Annotated in this window: 20 protein-coding genes; 11 read left to right on the top strand and 9 right to left on the bottom strand. The window is 59.9% G+C overall.

Annotated features, from left to right (window positions below; translation table 11 throughout):
* Nucleotides 1-126: 126 nt before the first annotated feature.
* The gene (locus FHX05_RS15475; RefSeq protein ID WP_183872769.1) at nt 127-933 is read left to right on the top strand and encodes an MBL fold metallo-hydrolase; all 807 of its coding nucleotides are present in this window, start codon (nt 127-129) and stop codon (nt 931-933) included.
* A 27-nt stretch (nt 934-960) separates the two neighbouring features.
* Here FHX05_RS15475 and FHX05_RS15470 read toward each other — a convergent pair whose 3' ends face one another.
* Genes FHX05_RS15470 through FHX05_RS15460 form a run of 3 tightly spaced genes read right to left on the bottom strand, consistent with a single transcriptional unit; the run spans nt 961 to nt 3,250 of the window.
* Nucleotides 961-2,352: a HAMP domain-containing sensor histidine kinase gene (locus FHX05_RS15470; RefSeq protein WP_183872767.1), complete on the bottom strand. Its 1,392-nt coding sequence runs from the start codon at nt 2,350-2,352 to the stop codon at nt 961-963.
* Complete coding sequence (locus FHX05_RS15465) at nt 2,349-3,020, bottom strand: response regulator transcription factor (protein ID WP_015342375.1); 672 nt, start codon at nt 3,018-3,020, stop codon at nt 2,349-2,351. The genes FHX05_RS15470 and FHX05_RS15465 overlap by 4 nt, the downstream gene beginning before the upstream one ends.
* Nucleotides 3,021-3,022: 2 nt before the next feature.
* Nucleotides 3,023-3,250, bottom strand: a complete 228-nt coding sequence (locus FHX05_RS15460) for a hypothetical protein (protein WP_244441547.1) — start codon at nt 3,248-3,250, stop codon at nt 3,023-3,025.
* A gap of 268 nt (nt 3,251-3,518) precedes the next feature.
* Between FHX05_RS15460 and FHX05_RS15455 the strand changes: the two genes are divergently transcribed.
* Both FHX05_RS15455 and FHX05_RS15450 read left to right on the top strand, forming a co-directional pair.
* Nucleotides 3,519-7,562 (top strand): Pls/PosA family non-ribosomal peptide synthetase, encoded by a 4,044-nt coding sequence (locus FHX05_RS15455; RefSeq protein ID WP_183872765.1) that lies wholly within the window; start codon nt 3,519-3,521, stop codon nt 7,560-7,562.
* Between the two features lie 7 nt (nt 7,563-7,569).
* Nucleotides 7,570-8,187 carry a 4'-phosphopantetheinyl transferase superfamily protein gene (locus FHX05_RS15450; protein ID WP_112338229.1) on the top strand — a complete coding sequence of 206 codons (618 nt, stop codon included), beginning with the start codon at nt 7,570-7,572 and terminating at the stop codon, nt 8,185-8,187.
* Nucleotides 8,188-8,268: 81 nt separating this feature from the next.
* Here the strand turns inward: FHX05_RS15450 and FHX05_RS15445 are convergent, their stop codons facing one another.
* A complete protein-coding gene (locus FHX05_RS15445; protein ID WP_183872763.1) occupies nt 8,269-9,216 on the bottom strand; it encodes a bile acid:sodium symporter family protein in 948 nt (315 codons plus the stop codon).
* 158 nt (nt 9,217-9,374) lie between these two features.
* Between FHX05_RS15445 and FHX05_RS15440 the strand changes: the two genes are divergently transcribed.
* The gene (locus FHX05_RS15440) at nt 9,375-10,073 is read left to right on the top strand and encodes an isoprenylcysteine carboxylmethyltransferase family protein (RefSeq protein ID WP_183872761.1); all 699 of its coding nucleotides are present in this window, start codon (nt 9,375-9,377) and stop codon (nt 10,071-10,073) included.
* Between the two features lie 18 nt (nt 10,074-10,091).
* Here FHX05_RS15440 and FHX05_RS15435 read toward each other — a convergent pair whose 3' ends face one another.
* A complete protein-coding gene (locus FHX05_RS15435; RefSeq protein WP_183872759.1) occupies nt 10,092-10,589 on the bottom strand; it encodes a cupin in 498 nt (165 codons plus the stop codon).
* 133 nt (nt 10,590-10,722) lie between these two features.
* On the opposite strand from FHX05_RS15435, the gene FHX05_RS15430 reads away from it, so the two are divergent.
* From FHX05_RS15430 to FHX05_RS15415, 4 genes are all read left to right on the top strand, one after another.
* Nucleotides 10,723-11,283 (top strand): type 1 glutamine amidotransferase domain-containing protein, encoded by a 561-nt coding sequence (locus FHX05_RS15430; RefSeq protein WP_112338224.1) that lies wholly within the window; start codon nt 10,723-10,725, stop codon nt 11,281-11,283.
* A gap of 191 nt (nt 11,284-11,474) precedes the next feature.
* Nucleotides 11,475-12,293, top strand: coding sequence for an ABC transporter ATP-binding protein (locus FHX05_RS15425; protein ID WP_183872757.1), 819 nt, complete (start codon nt 11,475-11,477; stop codon nt 12,291-12,293).
* Nucleotides 12,290-13,060, top strand: coding sequence for an ABC transporter permease (locus FHX05_RS15420; RefSeq protein WP_112414397.1), 771 nt, complete (start codon nt 12,290-12,292; stop codon nt 13,058-13,060). Before FHX05_RS15425 ends, FHX05_RS15420 begins: the two co-directional genes overlap by 4 nt.
* A gap of 34 nt (nt 13,061-13,094) precedes the next feature.
* Nucleotides 13,095-14,126 carry an ABC transporter substrate-binding protein gene (locus tag FHX05_RS15415; protein WP_183872755.1) on the top strand — a complete coding sequence of 344 codons (1,032 nt, stop codon included), beginning with the start codon at nt 13,095-13,097 and terminating at the stop codon, nt 14,124-14,126.
* Between the two features lie 68 nt (nt 14,127-14,194).
* Here FHX05_RS15415 and FHX05_RS15410 read toward each other — a convergent pair whose 3' ends face one another.
* Nucleotides 14,195-14,788, bottom strand: a complete 594-nt coding sequence (locus tag FHX05_RS15410; RefSeq protein ID WP_183712099.1) for a TetR/AcrR family transcriptional regulator — start codon at nt 14,786-14,788, stop codon at nt 14,195-14,197.
* A 133-nt stretch (nt 14,789-14,921) separates the two neighbouring features.
* Here FHX05_RS15410 and FHX05_RS15405 point away from each other — a divergent pair, with 133 nt between their 5' ends.
* Nucleotides 14,922-16,145, top strand: a complete 1,224-nt coding sequence (locus FHX05_RS15405) for an MFS transporter (protein ID WP_183872753.1) — start codon at nt 14,922-14,924, stop codon at nt 16,143-16,145.
* 79 nt (nt 16,146-16,224) lie between these two features.
* On the opposite strand, the gene FHX05_RS15400 is transcribed toward FHX05_RS15405, so the two are convergent.
* The 3 genes from FHX05_RS15400 to FHX05_RS15390 all read right to left on the bottom strand — a co-directional run bounded on the left by FHX05_RS15400 (nt 16,225) and on the right by FHX05_RS15390 (nt 19,501).
* On the bottom strand, nt 16,225-16,866 hold the full coding sequence (locus tag FHX05_RS15400; protein ID WP_348648320.1) for a Pr6Pr family membrane protein: 642 nt from the start codon (nt 16,864-16,866) through the stop codon (nt 16,225-16,227).
* A 327-nt stretch (nt 16,867-17,193) separates the two neighbouring features.
* The gene (locus FHX05_RS15395) at nt 17,194-18,822 is read right to left on the bottom strand and encodes a thiamine pyrophosphate-binding protein (RefSeq protein ID WP_183872751.1); all 1,629 of its coding nucleotides are present in this window, start codon (nt 18,820-18,822) and stop codon (nt 17,194-17,196) included.
* A gap of 352 nt (nt 18,823-19,174) precedes the next feature.
* On the bottom strand, nt 19,175-19,501 hold the full coding sequence (locus FHX05_RS15390; protein WP_246698959.1) for a hypothetical protein: 327 nt from the start codon (nt 19,499-19,501) through the stop codon (nt 19,175-19,177).
* A gap of 317 nt (nt 19,502-19,818) precedes the next feature.
* On the opposite strand from FHX05_RS15390, the gene FHX05_RS15385 reads away from it, so the two are divergent.
* Nucleotides 19,819-21,303, top strand: coding sequence for a nucleobase:cation symporter-2 family protein (locus FHX05_RS15385; RefSeq protein ID WP_183872749.1), 1,485 nt, complete (start codon nt 19,819-19,821; stop codon nt 21,301-21,303).
* A gap of 622 nt (nt 21,304-21,925) precedes the next feature.
* The gene (locus tag FHX05_RS15380; RefSeq protein ID WP_183872747.1) at nt 21,926-22,975 is read left to right on the top strand and encodes a porin; all 1,050 of its coding nucleotides are present in this window, start codon (nt 21,926-21,928) and stop codon (nt 22,973-22,975) included.
* Nucleotides 22,976-23,075: the final 100 nt, after the last annotated feature.

The following is a 23,075-nucleotide window of genomic DNA, read 5'->3' as shown; positions in this document are numbered from 1 at the left end:
CGGCAACACAACCTCGCCTTTTCCCTGTAATCCAGGGTATATCTGACCAATGTACCTATACAGCCATCTCAGCCTGCGCCAGATCCCGTCCGCCGGCTGAGGCGATAGCTTGGCGAGGAATTCGAGATGGCGCATTTTGTCTGCATCACATGCGGTACGCAGTTCAGCGAGAGCGACGCACCGCCGCGAGCCTGCCCGATCTGCGAGGATGAGCGTCAATTCGTACCCCAATCAGGTCAGGAATGGACCGATATGGCAAGCATCGGCCAGACGCATAGCGTGATCTGGACCAAGCAAGCGGAAGGCGTTCATAGCCTGCAGATCAAGCCCGATTTCGGTATCGGCCAGCGCGCATTTCTGATCGAAGGGCCGGATGGCAACATTCTGTGGGATTGCCTCAGCCTCATCGATGAGGCCAGCAAGACGCGGATTGCTGCGATGGGCAGCCTGAGCGCGATCGCGATCTCCCATCCGCATTTCTATACGTCGATGGTCGAGTGGAGTGCCACTTGCGGCGGCGCACCGATCCATATCCATGGCGACGATAGCGAATGGGTGCAAAGGCCGGATGCCGCCTTGCATCCATGGAGAGGCGCGACGCTGTCGATCGGCTCGGCGACCATGATCCGATGCGGCGGCCATTTCGACGGCAGTTGCGTGCTCCATTGCCCCTGGCTCGAAGGCGGGCGCGGCGCCCTCTTCGTCGGCGACACGATGCAGGTGACCATGGACCGTAAATTCGTGAGCTTCATGCGCAGCTACCCGAACCTCGTTCCGCTCGACGCCAAGGCAGTAACGAGGATATTGGAAGCGGTTCGGCCCTATCGTTTCGAAGCGATTTACGGCGCATTTCCCGGCCGAACGGTCGAGAGCGACGGCAACCAGGTGGTGGAGCGTTCGGCGGAAAGGTACCTGAAGGCGATCGCAAACTGAGAATCTTGCGCCGGAAATGCCGCAGACCTAATTTTCCAACGCCGTCTGCCTGTCCTTCACCAAGCGCGCCGGTAGATTGACGGTGACAGACAAACCGCCAAGGCTAGAGCGGGCGAGCGCCAGCTTGCCGTCATAGGCTTCGACCAGATCTTTGGCGATCGCCAGGCCGAAACCGGTTCCGGCGATGCTTTCGTCCAGCCGCCTGCCGCGGCGAATGAAGGCCATCTCGGCATCCTCCGGCAGGCCCGGACCGTCGTCCTCGATGCACAGTTCCACGCCCTCGAGCTCGGGCAACTGCGACAAACGGACCTTCACCTTGCCGGCCGTCCACTTTCTGGCATTGTCGATCAGATTGCCGGTGATATCGGCAAAATCCGCCTCGTCGATCGCCAGCCACATCTCGGGCGGCGCCACAAGCTCGAAGTCGATCTTGCGCTCGCTCGATAGCCGCCGCATCACGGAGATGATCTTCTGCAGATCGGCGCTGGCGTCCATGACGCCAACGGTATGGGCGGCCGCCAGGCTCGCACGGGTTTGCGCAAGCGTTCGCTTGATCTGCGCCTCCATCCGGCTGATCTCCGTCTGGATGGCTGCGGCCCGCTCCGACATGCCCTCTTCCGACAGAAGGCGCGCCGTCGCCTCCAAGGCCGCGAGCGGCGTCTTCAGGCCATGCGCCAGATCGCCGGCGCGCGCGCGTGCCTGTGTCAACTGCGTTTCACGCGATGCAAGCAGCCCGTTGAGATCGTCCACGAGAGGCTGGACTTCCCGCGGAAACTGACCGGTGATCTTGCGTGCCGAACGCTCCTGCACCGCCATCAGGGCTGCGCGCAGATCATTGAGGGGTCGTAGCCCGTATCGCAGAAAAGCGATGACAGCCACGATGAGGGCGGCTGAAAGCACGCCAAGAGATGGCGCCATGGCGTAGAAGAAGCGCCAGCGCGCCGGCGCAAGCTCGCTGTTGTCGAGCGCCATGACGATATCGACGATCTGGTCGCCCGTGGCCGAGGGGATCGAAATCGACCGCTCGACGGCAAGAAGACGGCTGCCGTTCGGCCCTTTCATATCCGTCGCTCGCCCGGCATCGCGAGGGCGGGCACGCAGCCAGGGCAGGTTCTGCTCCCAGAGCGATTGGGAGCGCAGCTCGACGGTGCCGTTGCGGCCGACCTGCCAATAGAAGCCACCATTCGGAATGCCGAAGCGGGGATCCGTTGGCGTGTCGTCGAGGAAGAGCTGATTGGAGGAATTTATATCGACCGCCGCCAGCAGAACGCGCAACTCCTCATCTATCTCCGAGAGGGCAAGCGCCCTGACGGCCAGCCCGGAAATGGCGTTGATGCCGACCCCGGCAAGAAAGGTTGCAACGATGATCGCCACCACGGAACCCAGCAGCAACCGCCCTCGCAGCGAGAACGGTGTCATGACGGCGGCGCCTCGCGCGGAATGATGTAGCCCTGGCCGCGCCGGGTTTCGATGACGGTGCCGTCGAACTTGCGCCTGAGACGCGCGACGACCACTTCTAGCGCGTTCGACAGCAGCTCCGTCTCTTCATCATAGATGCTGTCGGCGATCTGCGTTCGGGAAAGCACGGTGCCGGCATTGTGCATCAGATAGGCAAGAAGCCTGTATTCGAGTGCCGTCACCTGAACCGGCTGCCCGCGAAACGAAACCGTGCGCTGGCGTGTGTCGAGCTCCAGCACGCCATTGGAAAGGATCGGAGAGGATTGTCCGGCGGCGCGGCGCATCAGGGCGCGCACGCGCGCCAGAAGCTCTTCCATGCGGAAGGGCTTGGTCAGATAATCGTCGGCACCCGCATCCATGCCGTCGACCTTGTCGCGCCACCCGTCTCGCGCCGTCAATATGATGACAGGCATGCCACGGCGCTCCGCGCGCCAGCGCCGCAGAACCGTCAGGCCATCAAGCTTCGGAAGTCCGAGATCAAGGATGACAAGATCAAAATGCTCGATATCGCCGCGATACCATGCTTCCTCGCCGTTGCTTACGGTCGAGACGACATAATGCTGATCCTCCAGGCAGCGGCGCATGTCCGCCACAATACTGGGCTCATCCTCAGCAATCAGAATGCGCATTCTCAGCGTCTCTCGATTACGGCAAGTGTTGCGCCGTCGAGCACTATATCACCACGTTTGCCATCCGGCTTCAACACACGCACGGCATAGGCCTGGCGCCCAGCCCGGCGAACCCGCTTGATTCGCAGCACCTTTCCCGGCATTTCGCGCGCAACGACCGCATAGATGTCGCGTAGCGGCCGCAAGCTGCCGGCATCTTCGACCAGAACATTGCTATGTATACGAGCCAATGCTTCCATGCCTGGCAAGCTTAGCAGAACCGCTACCAAGAGAACGGACAGCCAGCGGGGCCAGCCGGCTCTTCGCCCGAATATGCGCAACGATATCAATCCTTCTTTCGAGATGGCACACAGGGCTCGCCCTGCAGCGAACCAAGCATAGCTTTCCCAACATTACAATTCACTGACAACGCCCGTAAGAGAGCTGCAAATTGAAGGGTGTATAAGCACGGGCAGATGGCACGCTGATTGTGCCGAGTTTCGTTCCGCAGAAGATACCATGACTATCCAGATTTCTTCGATTACCCCAAATGCCAGCCTCTCGGTCTCCTCAGGCGGCATTCGGCCTGAGTTCGTCCGCAATGAAACCCTGGTGGACATCTTCAAGGCCACGGTTGCCCGCAGCCCCGACAAGACGGCACTGACCCTGATCGGAACCAACCAGGCGATGACCTATGCCGAACTGGACCGGCTTTCCGATGAGGCAGCGCGTGCGCTCAGCCGTCGCGGCATCGGCCCCGGCGATTTCGTCGGCCTTTGGTTCCAGCGCTCCCTCGAGCTACATGTCGCACTTCTGGCGATTCTCAAGGCCGGCGCTGCCTATATTCCCTTCGATGCCGCTGCCCCTGCCGACCGCGTGGCCGTCAGCCTCGCCGATTGCGGCGCGAAATGGCTGCTGACGCATGATGAAAAGGCGGCCCTCGCGCCCGAATTCGACGGCCAAACCCTGATCCTCAAGGCACTGCTCGCAGAAGACGATGATGGCGTCGCGCCCCGCGCCGCCGCTCACGATGAGCCGGCCTATGCCATCTATACGTCCGGCTCCACTGGCAAGCCGAAGGGCATCGTCATCACGCACCGGAATATCTGCCATTATCTGCGGGCCGGCAACGACGTCCTCGGCATGGTCGAATCGGACGTCGTTCTGCAGCAAGCTTCGGTCGCCTTCGACCTTTCTCTCGAAGAAATCTTCGTTCCCTATCTGGTCGGCGCGACGCTGAAGGTTGCGACATCTGCCGTCATGGCCGAGCTCGACAGGCTCGCGGATGTGCTGGAAGCGGAAAAGATCACGGTCATCGACACCGTACCGACCCTGCTCACCATGCTCGAGCGCGATGTCGAAAGCCTGCGCGTCATCATCGTCGGCGGCGAAGCCTGCCCTCCGGCGATCGTCAGCCGCTTTTCCAAGGCCGGCCGGCGCCTGATCAATACCTACGGCCCGACCGAGACGACGGTGGTTGCAACCTACGCCGAACTCGATCCTTCCCGACCGATCACGATCGGCTGCCCGATCGCCAACACGACCGCCTACGTCGTCGACGAAAACCTGCTGCTCGTTGCTCGCGGCGATACCGGCGAATTGCTGATCGGCGGACCGGGCGTTGCTACCGGCTACAGAAACCTGCCGCAGCTGACCGCCGCAAAATTCGTCGCCAACCCCTTCGCAGGCCATGACGATCCGGTGCTTTACCGCAGCGGCGACGCCGTGCTGATGGACGAGGAAGGGCAGCTCCATTTCCTCGGGCGCATCGACGATCAGGTCAAGATTCGCGGCTATCGCATCGAGCTCGGCGAGATCGAAACCGTCGTGGGCGAACTTCCCGACGTGAAGGCCGCATCCGTCGTCGTGCACCGCCCGCCGGATGGCGAGGACATGCTGGTCGCCCACATCGTTACCACGGGTAGCAGCTTCGATCGCGACAAGGCCCGCGCCGTGCTTGCAACCAAGCTGCCGCCCTACATGGTACCGGCCGCCTGGCATAGTCATGTCTCTCTGCCGCGGCTTCCTTCCGGCAAGATAGACCGCAAGACGCTGGCCGCGATCCCGCTCGTAGCCGACCAGCCGACCCAGGCACAAGAGCCGCCGCGCACATGGACGGAAGCACAGCTGCTGAAGGCCGCGACCGAGGCGCTTCGGCTGCGTTCCATCGGCTTCGAAGCGGATTTCTTCACCGAACTCGGCGGCCATTCCATGCTGGCGGCCCGGTTTGTTTCCGAAGTGCGCAAGATCCCGCTGCTCGCCAGCATCGCCCTGCGCGACGTCTATGCCGGCCGCACGCTGCGTGGCATTGCCGCGATCCTGGAGCAGCGCGCCGAGAGCACCTCGGGACAGGAGCGCAGGAGTTTCGAACCGGTGCCGTGGCGCCGGCGTTTTTTCTGCGGTCTCGCTCAAGCCGTGGTATTGCCCTTCATCGTCGCGATCGCAACGCTGCAATGGATCGGCCTGCTGCTTGCCTCGATCCTGCTGATCGATGACGGTGCATCGCTCTGGAATGAAATCCTCATTCTCGGCGGCGTCTACCTCGGTCTCAATCTCGGCGAGAAGCTGATCGTCGTGGCGTTGAAGTGGCTTGTGATCGGCCGCACACGGCCAGGCGTTTATCCGCTCTGGGGCACCTATTATTTCCGCCTCTGGCTGATGCAGCGCATCGTACAGCTCACCGCTCCGAAATTCCTCAAAGGTTCGCCACTTATCCGCGTCTATATGCGCGCACTCGGCGCCAAGGTCGGCAAGGACGCGATGATCGACGAGTTCGAAGAGGGTGCGATCGACCTTGTGCGCATCGGTGCAAGATCCAGCCTCGGCGTCAAGATCAAGCTCGCCAATGTCGAAGTCATCGGCAACGAGATCCATGTCGGCACGATTGATATCGGCGAAGGCGTGCAGATCGGCAATGGCTCCGTCATCGGTCACAACGTCAAGATTGACGACGGTGCCGTCATCGGCGATCTGACGGCGATTGCCGCTGGCACGCATGTCGAGGCCCATACGCGCTGGGACGGCTCGCCCGCCCGCCAGACCGGGCATGCCGAGCACGAAGACATGCCCGCTCATCCGGAGCTTGGAACCGCGGGGCGTATCTTCCAGTTCGCCGCCTATTTCGTCGCCTACAATCTTAGCCTCGTCGTCGGCCTGCTCCCGATCTTCCCGGCCTTCTATCTATTCTCTGCCGTGCAGCAGCTCTACGCACCGGGATCGGACGAAGCGTTGTCCTGGGGAATGATCGCCGCGCTCTCCTGGCCGGCCGCCTTCCTGCTGATCGTCGTGTCCATGGCTGTCGTCGTGGCGCTCAGATGGGTGCTGTTGCCTCGCGTCGTGCCGGGCCGCTACTCCATCTTCGGCAATCTTTATTTCCGCAAATGGGTCGTCGGCCTGACCACCGAGGCCATGCTCGAAACCCTGAATTCGCTGTACGCCACCGTCTTCATGCGTAATTGGTACCGCCTGATGGGGGCCAAGATCGGCAAGGGCACGGAGATCTCGGCAAACTTCGCCGGCCGCTACGATCTGATCGAAATGGGCCGCGACAACTTCATTGGTGACGAGACCATCTTCGGCGACGAGGAAATCCAGAACGGCTGGATGATACTCAAGCGCCTGAAGACCGGCGATCGCTGCTTCTTCGGCAACTCCTCCGTCATCTCGCAGGGTGCGGTGATCGAGAGCGATTCGCTCATCGGCATCAAGACGCGCCTGCCCGACTCCCTGCACGTCAAATCGGGTGAAACCTGGTGCGGCAGCCCCGCCTTCCAATTCCCGACGCGCGAGAGGCTGGAGGCGGCTGCGAACACCACCTATGCACCGCCGCTCCGCATGCGCCTTGTGCGCATCCTGTTCGAGGCCATGCACACATCGCTGCCGACAGCCATCCTGATCGTCATGGCACTCGCAATGTCCGACATGCTGGCCAGCGAAATCGACAACGGTGCCTGGGGCAGCCTGTTCTGGACGCTGATGGCCGCGGGCCTGGCGACCTCCGGCATCCTTTATCTCGTCGCCGTCGCATTCAAATGGACGCTGATCGGCACCTACAAGCCGATGAACCGGCCGATGTGGTCGTGGTGGGCGATGCGTACCGAGGCCGTCGCGGTGTTTTACGGCGGTCTCGCCAGCAAGATGCTGCTCGACTATCTGCGCGGCACGCCTTTCCTGCCCTGGCTGCTCCGTCCCTTCGGCGCCAAGATCGGCCAGGGTGCGTGGATCAACAGCACCGATATCTGCGAATTCGATTGCACCCATATCGGCGACCATGCGGTTCTCAATATGGGATCCTGCCCGCAGACCCATCTCTATGAAGACCGCATCATGAAGGTCGGCCACATCACGATCGGCGAAGGCGTCTCCATCGGCTCAGGCAGCACCGTGCTTTACGAGGCCAATGTCGGTGATTTCGCCGAAATCGGATTGCTGACCCTGGTCATGAAGGGTGAGGCCATTCCGCAGGGAACGTCGTGGGTCGGCGCACCCGCCCAGGCAGTTCAAGCCGAGCAGGAGCCAGCTCCGGTCGCTCACAAAGAGACCCTGCCCTCCGCCGCTGCGTGAGCGCGGTATGACGACCCCTCGATTCGAGGTCGTCCTGGCGGTCGCTGATGCGATCGCCATCCTCGTCCGCCCGATGCCCGGCGGACGAGCAGAGCGTGATCAGATCGCGCAAATGGCCTTGAGAGAAGCCACACAACGGGACGATCTTTCCATCTATCGCCGGCCCAGCGAGCGGCCGGCGCTAAGGCCTCCGTATCACGAACTGGGCGTTTCGCTTTCGCATCGCACCGATGTGCTGCTGGCGGGCTATTCGCCTAAAAGCGCTGTCGGCGTGGATATAGAGGTTGAAGATATCAATGGTTTCGAACCGGTAGCCTTTGCCGCCGACCACTTCTCGCCAAAGGAAGCGGCCGCCGTGGCCACATTCGATAGCGCAGCGGCGCTGGAGGTCTGTTACCGACTCTGGGTCGCCAAGGAGGCTGCCTTGAAGATCAGCGGCCGCGGCATTTTTGACGGTTTGGACGAACCTGATCTGGCGGCGCAGCTGAACCTCCTCCGCACCGATGGCACAACGATCCATCTTGGCGCCGGGTCGCGGCTGCCGCCGATTGCGCTCGCAGTGACTCGATTTTCCAACGCTGCGGATCAATCCGTCTATTGTGCCCTTGCTAGGGATATGCGCTGAGCGACGATCCCTCGGCTGCGAGCAGCCCGGCTAGAAAGGCGGTGGCAGAAGGACCCGCGCCTTCCCGCAAGCGTAGATATTTCAGGGACGCGGCGGTGCGTCGGCGTCTTCGCGCGAGGCAAACCAGTTTGCCAGCGTCGCGCCGGAAATATTGTGCCAGACGGAAAAGATGGCGCTGGGAACCGCGGCGATCGGCGAGAAATAGGCCGTCGCCAACGCGGCACCCAGGCCGGAATTCTGCATGCCCACTTCGATAGCCAGCGCCTTGCGCTTGTAGAAATTGAGTCCGAGCACTTTCGATGCATAGTAGCCGAAGAGATAGCCAAGGCCGTTGTGCAGGATAACGACGGCAAAAATCAGCAGGCCTGACTGGACAATAGCCGCCTTCGATGCGCCGACGACAGCCGCAACGATCAGTACGATGCCAATGACGCTGACAAGAGGCAGAACCGGTATTGCGGCACGAACCAGACCGGGCATGGCTTTCTGCGCGACAAAACCGAGCAGAAGCGGCACGATGATGACCTGTAAGATGCTAATGAACATCGACCAGGCATTGACGGGCAGATACTGGCTTGCGAACATCCACACGAGGAACGGCGTGACGATCGGCGCAGCCAGCGTCGTCACACTCGTGCATGCGACCGACAGCGCTACGTCGCCGCGCGCAAGATAGGTCATGACATTGCTCGAGGTGCCGCCCGGGCAGCAGCCGACCAGAATGACCCCGGCGGCGACTTCCGGCGGCATCGGAATGATCCGCGTCAAAAGCAGTGCCAGCACCGGCATGATGCCGAAATGTGCGATGACGCCGATCGCGACCTCATGGGGACGACGCGCCAGCTCGCGAAAGTCGTCAACGGATATGGTCAGTCCCATGCCGAACATGATGATGCCGAGAAGCACGACGATCCAAGGGGCAAGCTGCTTGAAGACGTCGGGCAGGAAAAAACCGAGGACGGCAAACAGGATGACCCATATGGAAAAGGTCTTGCCGACGAAGGCGGAAAAGGATGCCAGGAATTTCATGGAATCTCCGGGGGAGGGAGCACAATGACATTCGGCCGGTCTAAACCCGGCGCATCGGGTGTCAAGGCTTCGAACCGCTCGATCCGTCCACTTCCATCATCGATACGGTATGAATCTGTCGACGAGCACAGCAGGTTTGTCCTGCGAGGAGCCAATACATGACCGTTACCGAGCCCGAGCCGATGTCCCGCACGAAGGCCTTATCCTACGCGATCGGACTGCCGCTGGCGCTGCTCGTACTTATCTTTCTGCCCGCCGGTCGTCTCGACTGGCGGCCTGGATGGGTCTTCATCGCGTTCCTGGTGGTGAGCTATGGAATAGCGTTTCTGATCATGCGGCGCGTGAATCCGGTCATCTTCCAAGCGCGCAGCCGCTTCCAGGCCGGAACCAAAGGCTGGGATCTCATCCTGGTCTCGCTGATCTTCCTGGGCATGATCGCCGAAATACCGCTTGGAGCCCTGGATGCCGGCAGGATGGAATGGTCGGTGATGCCAACCTTCATCGTGATCCTCGGTTATCTTCTGCTCGCGGCAGGCATCACGCTCGCGACATGGGCTCAGGCGGTCAATCGATTCTTCGAACCCGGCGTGCGCCTCCAGCGCGAACGCGGCCAGCACGTCATCAGCGACGGTCCCTACGCCTACGTGCGTCATCCCGGCTATGTCAGCGCGATCTTGGTATTTGCGGGACTGGCATTGGCACTGGGTTCCTGGTGGGCCTTGATCCCTGCCGCCTGGGCAAGCGCCGTGCTGATCCTGCGCACGAGTTGGGAAGATACGCTGCTTCATAGCGAGTTGGAAGGCTATGCCGACTATTCCAAGCGCGTTCGATTCCGATTGCTGCCGGGTATCTGGTGACGCTCTGTTTCACCGGCGCTAGGTGTTGCCATGCCAAAGGGAGCGGAGGCCACCGGCCTCTCCTTTCAGCGGATCCCTTGCCGGTATGCCAAGCTCGTCGATCATCGCCTGCTGCTCGGCCGTTGGCATTTCCCGGCAGAGATCGGCCTCCTGACCTGGCGGATAACCGCCGATCACGAGCAGGTCGTTGCTCGCCTCCAGCCGGCAATGGCCGGTTCCGGCTGGCAGCAGCAGGGCATCGCCGGCTTGGACCGCGATTTCCTTACCGGCGGGTCCACCGATCATCAGCCGGGCCTGACCTGCGGCGATGCCCAATATTTCATGGGCCGTCGAATGAAAATGGTGAAAGGAATAGACGCCGTTTCGCCAGAGGCCGCCCCACCCATTGGTCTGAAATAGCCGTTCGAAAGCCCCTGCCCTGTCGGGGCCGTCAAGCACCTGCCGATAGACGATAACCGGAAATCGCCTGTTGTTGGGAACCCAGCCGGACTGCTCGAATTGGATTGCCTGCTCCATCCGTTCTCTCCCTGTCGATTGCCATCATAACCGCCGGACCTCGCTGCGGTTCCCGCGGAAATTCGGGAACGATTGCCTGCCGCTGGGGTTTGGAAACGGGCATCCGATCAACGATACAGCGAAAGGATAGATCATGCCTTCCATCAATTCCGCACATATTCTCATTCTGGCGACGGACGGCTACGAACGTTCAGAGCTCCGCGTTCCGCTCGACGAACTCAGCAAGCGTGGCGCCGACGTCAAGATTGCCTCCGTTAAGAAGGACAGCATCAAGAGCTGGGACAAGACCGATTGGGGCGACAGCGTCGACGTCGATCTCCTGGCCAAGGATGTCGACGTGAACCAGTTCGATGCGCTGGTGCTGCCGGGCGGCCAGATCAATCCCGACAAGCTGCGCCTCGAAGGAGACGCCATGCGTGTCGTCCGCGAGTTCCTTAATTCCGGCAAGGTGGTCGCCGCCATATGCCACGCACCCTGGCTGCTCGTCGAGGCCGACGCATTGCGAGGACGCCAGGCAACCTCCTATTGGTCCATCAAGACGGATGTCAAAAATGCTGGTGCGACCTGGAAGGACGAAAAGGTCGTGACCGATGAAGGCATCATCACGTCCAGGTCGCCCGACGATCTTCCGGCCTTCGTCGACAAGATCGTCGAGGAGGTTCAGGAGGGCCGGCACCGGCGGCGAGCAGCCTGACCGCCCGATTCCAACGAAACTTGCGAAGCCCCGGCAGCAACTGTCGGGGCTTCGCATCTTTTCCCTGCAGCAGAGCGAGAGCAGAGCCAATCCGCATATTGACTGGCCGGGCATGCTTTGATCTGTTGGCCGAACATGACAATGCCTGATGTCCGCCGGAGGTAGACGGATATCGGGGAGGAAAGCAGGGCATGACGATGGAGGCTGTGAGGGCGGTCAGCCTGAAGCAGGTGGCGATTTCCTTTGCAATAGCCGGCAGGACACGGTTCGATGCCGTGGCGGCGACCAATCTGGAGGTGGGAGCGCATGAGTTCGTGGCCATCGTCGGGCCGACGGGCTGCGGCAAATCCACCCTTCTCAATGCGACGGCGGGCCTTTTGACGCCGGCGTCCGGCACGGTCGAAGTCTTCGGCCAGCCGCTGAAATCCATCAATATACAGGCGGGCTATCTCTTCCAGCAGGATTCGCTGATGCCGTGGAAAACGGTTCTCGAGAATGTTGCGATCGGACTTGAGATCGCGGGTGCGTATAGAGCCGAGGCAAGACGGGTTGCGCGGGATTGGCTGGGTCGCGTTGGCCTTGCCACATTCGCCGATCGTTTCCCGCGCATGCTCTCGGGCGGCCAGCGCAAGCGCGTCGGCCTCGCCCAGGTGCTCATCCGCAATCCCAAACTGCTGCTGATGGACGAACCCTTCGGGCCGCTCGATGCGCAGACCCGCCTGATCATGGGCGACCTGCTGCTGAAACTGTGGTCCGAGGACCGCAAGGCGGTGATGTTCGTCACCCACGATCTCGATGAGGCGATCGCCCTTGCCGACCGTGTCGTCATCATGTCGGCCGGTCCGAAATCCCGCATCATCGGCGATTTCAAGGTCCCTTTGGAGCGGCCCCGCGATATCGGCGAGATACGCCACGATCCCGTATTCAACCGGCTGCATCGTGATATCTGGCAGGCGCTGCGCGATGAGGTGATGACTGCCTATCGCCAGAGCAGCGGAGAGATCGCATGAACCGTTCTCTCCTTCTCCTGCTGCAAATCCTGGTGGCTGTGGCCCTTCTGACTATCTGGCATCTCGCAACGAATACCGGCCTTTTCGGCAACCCGAAAACCATATCCTTCTTCTTTGCCGATCCGCTCAAGGTGGCGCAGCGCGTCATTCAATGGTTTGCGACCGGATCGATCTGGTATCACCTCTGGATCACGCTATCGGAATCGATCCTGGCCTTTCTGCTCGGCGCCTTCGGCGGCATCGTCTTCGGCTTCTGGTTCGCGCGCCGACCGCTGATTGCCGCCGTCTTCGACCCTTATGTGAAGGCGGCCAATGCACTGCCCCGCGTCGTGCTCGCCCCGATCTTCGCGCTGTGGTTCGGCCTCGGTATCTGGTCGAAGGTCGCGCTCGGCATCACCCTCGTCTTCTTCATCGTCTTTTTCAACGTCTATCAGGGCGTCAAGGAGGTCAGCCAGCCGGTGCTGTCCAACGCCCGGATGCTCGGTATGAACGAGCGACAGCTGTTGCGCCATGTCTATTTGCCATCCGCGCTTTCCTGGGTGTTTTCCAGCCTGCATACCTCAGTCGGCTTTGCCGTCGTCGGCGCCGTTGTCGGCGAATATCTGGGCTCGGCCGCCGGCCTCGGCTATCTCATCCAGCAGGCTGAAGGTGTCTTTGACGTGACAGGCGTCTTTGCGGGCATGGTGGTTCTGACCGCATTCGTCCTGCTGGTGGATTGGGTCATGACGATGGTCGAACGGCGCCTGCTCTCCTGGCGCAGCCAGTAGCGCATCGAGAATAGCGAAGTGGAGGAACAAGGACATGGAACGCAGGACATTTCTGATCGGGACGGCAAGCTTCGGGATCGGCGCATCGCTTGCCGGCATCTTGCCCGCCGCGGCACAGGATGCGAAACCGGAAAAGCCGGATCTGTTGATCGGCGTCGGCGGCAAGCCGCTGCTCTATTACCTGCCGCTGACGATCGCCGAGCGAAAAGGCTTCTTCAAGGAAGAAGGTCTCAATGTCACCATCAATGATTTCGCCGGCGGGTCGAAATCGCTCGAAGGCCTGATCGGCGGCTCCCTCGATGTCGTCGCCGGCGCCTATGAACATACGATCCGCATGCAGAACAAGGGGCAGGATATCGTCGCGATCTGCAATCTCGGCCGCTTCCCAGGCATCGTGATTGCCGTGCGTAAGGATCTCGCCGGCGAGATCAAGTCGATGGCGGATATGAAGGGCCGCAAGATCGGCGTGACCGCGCCGGGCTCCTCGACAGCACTGATGTTCCAATATGCCATGTTGAAAAACGGGCTGAAGACCGATGATGCATCGCTGATCGGCGTCGGCGGCGGGGCCGGCGCGGTTGCCGCGGTCAAGAGCGGTCAGATCGACGGCCTTTCCCATCTCGATCCCGTCATCGCGCAACTGCAATATGACGGCGACATCAATGTTCTGCTGGATACGCGCACCGAAGCCGGCACCCGTGCGCTCTTCGGCGGCCCGAACCCGGCCGCAACGGTCTACATCAAGCGCGAGTTTGCCAAGGAAAACCCGATCACTACGCAGCGGACGGTCAATGCATTCATGAAGGCCCTGAAATGGATCGCGGCTGCAAGCCCCGAAGATGTCGCGGGCGTCGTTCCGGAGGAATATCTGCTCGGCAATCGCGACCTCTATATGCAGGCCTTCAAGAATTCCAAGGAAATGTATTCCCCGGACGGCATGGTCACGATGGAAGGCTATAATTCCATGATGGGCGTCCTGAAAACGCTCGATCCCGAACTCGCCAATGCCGACGTGCCCTTTGAGAAGACATTCGATCCGACCTTTGCCAAGGCCGCAAAGACCTGATCGCGCAATGGACGACAAGCGATAACCCGGGTGCCGCCGTCGTCCACGGCGTCACGTCGCTACGCAAATCAGCCCTTCTCGACCCGCAATCCTTCGAGAAAAGTGCGAAATGCGCCGACCGCCCGTTTCGAGGTCGTCTCTGGATCGTCCGAATTGGCGATCCATTGCGCCGCGCAGCTGCTTGCCGCATTGATCAGGCGAGCGCCCGCTTCCGGGTCAATATCGACGATGATACCGTCTTCGCGAAGACAGCGAAGGCTTTCTGTAATCGTGGCGATACAACCGTTGGCGCTCGGCCACCCTGAGGGTTCGCCGAGCACGGCCGGACCGTCACGAAACATGATGCGCTGAATTTCCGGCTCCAGCGCCATCTCGACGTAACCGACATTCTCGTCAACGAATGCCTGCCAGCGCGACGGTGCTTGAGATGAGATCTGACAGAGCCTTGCGGTCATTTCGGCATCGATCTCGTTGACCACGGCCTGCAACAGGCCCTTCTTGTCGCCAAAGTGGTGGTAAAGGGCCCCTCGCGTCAGCCCCGCCGTCGCTGTAAAATCATCCATCGATGCCTCGGCATAGCCGACGCTGCCGAATGCCTTACGGGCGGCGGTCAGCAGCTTGGCTCGCGTTTCGGCAATCATTTCACTGCGAGGTTTGCGCATTGCGTCTCCGTCGGCTCTCTGCATTCACTTGCATACGCTGCGTATATTAGTTGACATACGCGACGTATGCAATTATCCATTGACATACGCCGCGTATGCGTACGCAATCTCGTTCAATTCGGGGAATGTTCCGATGTCCAATCCATATAGAGAGATTTTCCGAGCGCCCGGAGCCAAGGGCTTTTCAGCCGCCGCCTTCTTCGCACGTCTTCCGCTTGCCATGGCGCCGATCGGCATCGTTGCCATGCTGTCGCAGACGCGTGGCGAATATTGGCTGGCCGGCGCGGTTTCGGCCACCTTCGCTCTAACAAATGCTTTCGTCTCGCCGCAGATATCGCGCCTCGTCGACCGGCTCGGTCAAAGTGCCGTTGTCGTGCCGAGCACCATCGTTTCGGTCCTCTCCTTCATCATTCTGGTCGTCGCGGCAAATCAGGGCTGGCCCGCCTGGACGCTGTTCGCATCGGCCTTTTTCGCGGCTGTCATGCCGAGCATACCTGCCCTGGTGCGCGCGCGCTGGACGGAAATCTTTCGAGACCGGCCCGAGTTGAACACGGCCTTCGCATTCGAATCGGCAGCCGATGAGCTCGTCTACATCACCGGCGCATCCTTTTCCGTTGGACTTGCCGTTTCACTGTTCCCGGAAGCCGGGATGATCGCCAGCACCATCTTCCTCGCGCTCGGATCAGCAGCCTTCCTGATGCAGCGATCGACGGAGCCCAAGGTTCGTGCAATCGATGCCGAAGCGCCGCAGCACTCGGCGATCTGGCAGCGGCCGGTCCAGATCATCACGCTCGCGCTGATCTTCGTGGGAGCCACCTTCGCTACGGCGGAAGTCAGTGCCGTGGCCATCACCAAGCAGCTCGGCGAACCGAGTGCCGCAAGCATCGTCATTGGTGTCTATGCGCTCGGCTCCTTCATCGTCGGCCTCATCATTGGAGCGCTGAACCTCAAAATGCCGCTGCAACGTCAGCTGCTGGTGGCCGCCACCGTCCTTGCCATCACCTCCCTGCCACTTCTTGTAGCCAGCACCTCGGTCGCACTGCTCGCCTTTGCCGTTTTCCTCAGCGGCGTCGCCATTTCACCGACGTTCATCACTGCCTTCGGATTGATCGAACGCCGCGTACCGGAGGCCATGCTGACGGAAGGAGTGACCTGGGTCATGACCGGCATCGGTATCGGCATGGCACTCGGCGCCTTCGTCTCCGGCTGGGTGGTGGATAGTTTCGGCCCCGCCAACGGCTTCTGGGTTTCAGTCGCGGCAACCATCGCAGCCGTCATCGTCATAGCGCTCGGCCAGGCAAGCCTTTCCGGCACCCGGGCGCCCAGCTCCGCCACCGCTACACAGCTGGCCGAATAAGGAGACAGGAGAGCCGCCTGCAGCGGCATATTGCTCCGTGACGAATGTGCCCCGGAACAACTTTGCCTATTCCCGCAACCTATGCGCGCCGAAAGACCCGTTGCCGGGTGCTGACCCAGTCGAGAAAAGTCAGCACCCCTCCCAGAACCAGAAAGGCTGCTGCCAGCAGCCCCATGTTCTGCAGGACGGCTTCAAGGCCGATATCGCGGACATCCAGGAACGGGTATGGGTAGAAGTGAGAGATATATCCATGCGCAAGCGTATAAGCGGAATAGGCTGCGGGAAAAGCCAGCCACCAGAGCATATCGCGCCAGCAAAGCCTGCCGCGTTCACTCAGAAAAATCCAATCCAGGGCATACAGCACCGGAACACAATAATGGAGTATCTGGTCTCCGAGCAGTTGCCAGCCGCGAGGGTGCCAAACGTCCCTTAGCATCAAAACATAAACGATACCCGCAATCCCGACGTAAATGAGAACGGCGCTTCGTATTGACGGCTTGCTCGCCCATCGGCCAATCGACGAGCGCGGCGCGATTTGCGCGCAAAGCAGTATCGCAGCGAGGAGAAGATTGGACTGAATGGTGAAATAGCTGAAAAAATTCAACGTCATGGTCAGTCGCGAAACATGCACGCCCGGTATGACAGCAAAATATGAGATCGCGATACCCGACAAAGCAAGCAGGGCAAGCAGATAGCGATAGATGCGAATCAAGCCGACCACGATGCCTCACCTGCTGAATTAACGCCGGAGCGGAGGCTGAGGAAATTCAACATCGACTCGCTCGATTTCATCGAAATTCTATAGCTCATTGAGGACAAGGCGCGCCTTGAAACTTCCGCCAGTCCGCCGCCCAGCGCGGCAAGATCGACGGTATTGGAGACATATACCGTCTCGCAGAAGACTATTCGATTGCGGCAAATCAAAAGCAAGCATCGAACGGCTGAAGAAATCCTTCGGCCATGAGGTGACGACAGCTCTTGGCCAAGTCGATGTCGACATGTTGAGCCCTGAAAGCGGTTTTGCCTCTCGTGCCCTCGCAGGAGATCGTCAGATGCGCATGCGCGGCACGTCATTGGGATCGAGGCGCAGCTCGATCAGCACCGGGCGATTGCGATTCCGGATGGCGCCCAGGGCGCCTTCCAGCTCGTCGGCCGAGCTGACCGCAATACCTTGGCCGCCAAGCGCGGTTGCGACCTCGGCAAACGAAGGCCAGTTAAACTGGGTGAGCCCCGGGTCCATCTTCCGATCGCGAAACTGGATATGTTCGGCCCCATAGGCGGAATCATTGCAGACGATGACGATCAGGTCCTGCCCAAGACGCACGGCCGTATTGAACTCGTTGACGCCGCTCATCATGAAACCGCCATCCCCGGTGAAAAGCACCACCGGTCGATCCGGCGCAGCAACGCTTGCGCCGATTGCTTCCTGCAACCCAAGGCCGATCGAGCCGAAATTTGCCGTCACGACGAAACTGCCGGGATCGCTGACCGAAATCCGGCACCAGACCTCGGTCATGAAACGCCCGCCGTCTGTCACAAGCACCCTGTTCTTCGGCAGAGCTTTTTCCAGCTCTTCGAGCGCCCAGATGTAATTCACATATCCCGTGTTCGTCTTGCCGCGCTGATCGGATGGGTGGGTGGTGAGCGAGAGGACATCCAGTTCGTGCGTGAAGCCGCTCGGCGGAATTTCCGCCTCGTCCAGCCAATGAACGAAATTGTCTGCCGTCAATCCTGCATCGGCTACCAGGGCTGCATCCGGATGAATGTTCTTGCCGATGGCGCGCGCATCCATATCGATCTGGACGATGCGCTTGCCCTTCAGGAGCTTGCCCCGGTCGGTGGTGAAATCATGCAACCCCGCTCCGAAACAGATCAGGCAATCCGTCCTGGCAATCAGGTCATAGGCGGCGGGCGTACTCAGCGTACCGAAAATATCCATATTATAGGGATGACCGCCGAAGAGCCCCTTTGCTTTCAAGGTCGTCGCAAGCGGAGCCTCCAGCCGATCCGCCAGCCGGATCAGCTGATCGCGCGCACCACAAGCCCCGCCACCCGCGAGGATGAGCGGACGCTTTGCCGAAGCGATCATGCCGATGGCCCTGTCCAGCGCGTCACCCTCGGGCACATATCCGGGAGCATCGAAGACTTCGAAGACAGCCCGCTCGTGAGGCTGTTCGCACCACATGAAATCGGCCGGCATGTTCAAGACGATCGGACGCCGCTCGACCCGGGCACGGTAGAAAGCGCGAGCAACGTCCCGGGTTGCAGTTTCCGGTGAGCGCATCTGCTCGAAGCCGGCGCCGGTGGCCTTGACCACCTCGCGCTGATCGATGCTCTGCAGATGGTGCGGGTTGACGACCGGCGTGTCGCCCGCCAGGAGCACCATGGGGATGGAGCCGCGGGCACCTTCGGTGAGCGCGGTGACGCAATTGGTCAAAGCCGGACCGTGGGTCACGCTCGCCACGCCCACCGTACCCGCGACGTGAGCATAGGCAAGCGCCATCAGAACCGAACTACCCTCATGCGCTGCCGGCACGAAGCGGCCGCCGCATCCGCGCACATAATGGTCGATAATAAAGAGATTGGCATCTCCCATGAGACCGAACATCGTGCCGACATCGTGATCGCGCACCGCACGCGCAATCGACTGGTACACATAGATCGCATTGTCGGTCATTCTTTGTATTTTCCCCTTCCGCAGCCCGGCAGATCATTGATGCTCAGAATATCAGCAAGGCCATGCAAGAGGTGCGCGATTTGGAGATTAAAATCTTCTTTCTGCGCACGATAATCACTGCTTCATCAAATAATGTGCACGATATATGCGGATATGGATATGATGCTTCAACACGCCCCTTTTCAGGCTGATGGTGCGGTTTCATCTCAACCTTTTTAAAGGGAAGCGGGCACCGAGATGGCACTGTTGAAGTGCACGCAACCCGTGCGGGCTGGCCAAGAGCCCAGGCATCCACACAACGGATGGGCTCGTTTGCAACATTCATCATTGGCCTGGAAGGAATCTACTTCTATCAGGGGTGATGATGCTCGCCCGCAAATGTCTGCTTGGCGTCGTCGAGCTTGTTGTAACCTGCCTGTATGATATCAATATCGCATGCGTGACCGATACCGGCCAATTTGTAGAGCACATCGCCGACGGCTATATCCACGCGCGGCTTACTCGCCGAATAGACTTTCTCAACCATCGGCTGGATAGCATCTTCGGTGCCACCGGCCGCAAAATAAAGCTCCAGAGCTCTGTGCAGAAATGCATCCCTGCGATCATTCAAATCCATTAGAGACCCATCGCTCACAGTCGAAGCCAGCAGCTTGACTGCCTTATTTTGGTATTCACTCATACAATCCATCCAAATCTTCTGAATGATATTCGAATCGCAACTCCGCTATAGGCTCTGCATATACAGTCTTTCCCGAGACTGTATTGGTTCGGCAGATGCATAAGTCCTGCGACAATGCGTGCCGACATCAGTTTTCGCCCTATCTCAGTTGGACCAAGACCGGGCATTTTTAAACGGCCGCCGGCGGAGCGCGGTATCTGCCCACGAAACCGGGCGCGGCCTGCCGATAAGGTGTTTCGCATTTTTCTATAAAGTCTTGTGACGGCGCACGCCGTAACGTGCAGCCCTCGTTTGGAGGAAACGAGAAACGCAAAGGTATGGAGGAGATTACCTTGGCAGCAGCAAAGGAAAATACCGCGCGCCTACCCCCCGAAGATGAAAAACTCAGCATCGGCGCCAACCTGGCCTATGGCCTTCAGCATGTTCTGACGATGTATGGCGGCATCGTCGCCGTTCCGTTGATCATCGGCCAGGCATCGGGCCTGACGCCGGCCGACGTCGGTCTGCTCGTGACCGCATCGCTGTTTGCCGGCGGTCTTGCGACCATCCTGCAGACAATCGGGATACCGTTTTTCGGCAGCCGCCTTCCCCTCGTACAGGGCGTATCCTTTTCCGGCGTCGCGACGATGATTGCCATTACCGGGCATGGTGGCATACAGGCCGTTCTCGGCGCGGTCATTGCAGCATCCTTCATCGGGCTCCTCATCACGCCGGTCTTTTCACGCATCACCCGCTTCTTTCCGCCGATCGTCACCGGCATCGTCATCACGACCATTGGGTTGACGCTGATGCCGGTCGCAGCGGGCTGGGCCATGGGCGGCAATAGGAATGCACCGGATTTCGGCAGCCAGGCCAATGTCCTGCTCGCCGCCGCGACACTCATGATCGTGCTGCTGCTCAGCAAGCTGGGGAGTGCTGCCATATCAAGGCTCTCGATCCTGCTCGCCATCATCGTCGGCACGGGGATCGCCTATGTAGCCGGCATTGCCGACTTCTCCCGAGTAATGAACGGGCCATTTGTCGCTTTGCCGCAGATCTTCCATTTTGGCTATCCCGTGTTTGATATTGCCGCGATCATCTCGATGTGCATCGTCATCATGGTGACACTGGTCGAAACCTCGGCGGATATTCTCGCTGTCGGCGAGATCGTCGGCACCAAGGTCGATGCGCGCCGGCTCGGCGACGGCTTGCGCGCCGATATGCTGTCCAGCATCCTCGCCCCGGTCGTCGGCTCCTTCACGCAGAGTGCCTTTGCCCAGAATGTCGGCCTTGTGGCCGTGACCGGCATCAAGAGCCGATTTGTCGTGGCGACCGGTGGCCTTTTTCTCGTCGCTCTCGGCTTGCTGCCGATCGTCGGCCGCATCGTCGCTGCCGTTCCGAGCTCCGTACTCGGCGGGGCGGGGCTCGTCCTCTTCGGGACCGTCGCGGCAAGCGGTATCCGCACGCTCGCCAAGGTCGACTATGAAAACAACATGAATCTCATCATCGTGGCGACCTCGATCGGCTTCGGCATGATCCCGATCGCGTCGCCTGGCTTCTACGAGCATTTTCCCGCATGGATCATCACCATCTTCCACTCCGGTATCAGCTCGGCGGCGCTGATGGCGATCATGCTGAACCTCCTGTTCAACCACCTGACGACCGGAAATTCGGATCAGCAATCGGTCTTCGTTGCGGGAACGGAACGTCTGATCCGCTATCAGGACATTGCCGGCCTGCATGACGGCGATTATTTCCTGAACGGTAAGCTTTACGACGCCAATGGCACGGAAGTTCCATTGGTCCCCGCGGAAGCCCATTAAACCACAGAGGGATCTACTTCGGCGGCTTCAAAGCATTCTGCACGGCTGAGAACCATGTAGGCCGGACGGTCCCACAATCGCGCCGGTCTCGCAATCCAGCCATTTGGCCGGGGACATCGGCTGCTGAAGTATTGCCCGAGTTCGCAAGTGGCCTGCGGCCTAGTTCGGCTTCAGGCGCACTGCCGAGCGGCACTTTTGCCTCTCCCCCGCAGATCTCCGATCCTTCTGCAACCCCTCTAACTGACTTGAGTGAGATCGCATCAGGATTCGCCCTGCAAGCACACCTCGGCAGTTATTGTATAGTTTGTATTCTTTACTTATTACTTTTACAAAATTTCGATTAATAACATACATCTTGTACGTTTATTACGTATAGATTTCTAATATACTTCATATACATACTAAGATCGTGTGATTTTATGGTGTATTTTTGCATCTTTGACGAATTTATGACGGTAATTACTTTATCACTTCGAATTATTCTATTCCGATGCGTCAAAAGCACCGCTAGCGTGCCGATACGAAAGTCTTTCGGGCTTTCGGTTAGAGGGAACGCCTAATTGATGAACGTGGTGGAAAACCTCCGGCTACGTTCCGATCCGGCAAATCGATTGGAGAAAAAATGAATATCAAGAGCCTTCTTCTCGGCTCCGCTGCTGCGCTTGCAGCAGTATCCGGCGCCCACGCGGCTGACGCAATCGTCGCTGCTGAGCCCGAGCCGCTGGAATACGTTCGCATCTGCGACGCATACGGTGCTGGCTACTTCTTCATCCCGGGCACGGAAACCTGCCTCAAGATCGGCGGTAAGGTTCGTACCGAAGGCAAATGGTACGACGCCTACAGCCCAGACACTCACTTTGGCACTCTATGGCACACGCGTGCTGAGCTGCAGCTGCAGACGGCAACCGACACCGAATACGGTGCGCTGAAGACCAACACCGAGCTGCGTTGGGACTGGAATGACGGCGGCGCTACGGCTACCAATCTGCTGCATGCCAGCATCAGCCTCGGCGGCTTCACCGTTGGTAAGGAAGACTCGCAGTTCAACGTCTTCACCGGCTACGCCGGCGACGTCATCAACGACGACGTGATCGCTGATGGCCCGTACGAATTGAACCAGATCACCTACAACTACGACGCCGGCAACGGCTTCACGGCTGTGATCTCGGTTGAAGACTCGAACTCCGGTAAGGGCGCAACTGGCGCAAACGGCGAAGACAGCACGAACCACTACATCCCTGACGTTGTTGCCGGTGCTGGTTACAAGGCTGGCGCATGGTCCTTCAAGGTGGTTGGCGGCTACGACTCGATCGTCGAAGAAGGCGCCATCAAGGCCCGTGTCGATGCCGACTTCGGCGTATTCGACGCCTTCTTGATGGGCGGCTGGAACACCGACGGCAAGAAGCTCAACAAGTATGCGCCTGGCGATTCGATTGGCCAGAGCTGGGGCGACTGGGCTGTCTGGGGCGGCGTTGGCGTACCGGTCAACGAAAAGCTGAAGTGGAACCTGCAGCTCGCCTACACCGACAACAAGACCTTCTCGGCAACCACGAACGTCAAGTGGAAGCCGGTCAAGAACCTGCTCATCGAGCCGGAAGTCACCTACACCAACTGGGACTCCATCAACAAGGACCAGTGGGCTGGCATCCTCCGCTTCGAGCGCAGCTTCTGATCTGATCTGAACTAGACCTCCGATCAGAGACGGAAGAAGACCTGGTTTCCCTCCGGGTCTTCTTCCACAATTCGTTAAAGCCGTACCGGCTGCCATATCC

This window comes from Rhizobium sp. BK491 (assembly GCF_014194925.1).
Taxonomy (GTDB): Bacteria; Pseudomonadota; Alphaproteobacteria; order Rhizobiales; family Rhizobiaceae; genus Rhizobium.
The sequence above is the reverse complement of the archived record's forward strand: the minus strand, read 5'-3'. Positions and strand labels throughout refer to the sequence as shown.